The following is a 416-nucleotide window of genomic DNA, read 5'->3' as shown; positions in this document are numbered from 1 at the left end:
AAAGACGCCTACGGCAAGCAGCGGCGCATCGAGCACCGCGGCAAGTACCTTCGGGCGAGTCGTACTGGCGGCGTAGCGCTGCGCGCCCAGGCGCGGGCGGCCGGTGTGAATCTGACGGCGAACACCCGGCGCGGTGTCCGCGCCTCGGTCACGCCGGCGAAGAACACCCAGGTGGCGCTGCAAAACGGCCGGTTCATCCTGCGCGGGCGCTACGGCAAGGGGCCGACCAAGCTGAATCTGTCCAAAAGCGGGGCGAGCGTCTCGACGCGCAACCGGCTCGGCTCGTTCAACTGGTTCCGCCCCAACCGCTCCTCAGCGAAGGTCTTCGGTGTCCAGGTCCGCGGGCAGAAGGCGGCGCAGCTGCAGATGGTCTACATGGTCTTCGCCGCGCTCGTCGGCGGCGTGCAGCTGCTCTT

Annotated in this window: 1 pseudogene; it reads left to right on the top strand. The window is 68.8% G+C overall.

Going from position 1 to position 416, the window contains the following annotated elements:
- Window positions 1-416 (top strand): annotated as a pseudogene (locus tag LRF89_RS13380) (ComEA family DNA-binding protein); the annotation flags it as partial.

The organism is Halorhodospira sp. 9621 (assembly GCF_022228055.1).
In the GTDB taxonomy this organism is placed as follows: Bacteria; Pseudomonadota; Gammaproteobacteria; order Nitrococcales; family Halorhodospiraceae; genus Halorhodospira; species Halorhodospira halophila_A.
Note: the sequence above shows the minus strand (reverse complement) of the source record. Positions and strands in the feature narration are given on the sequence as shown.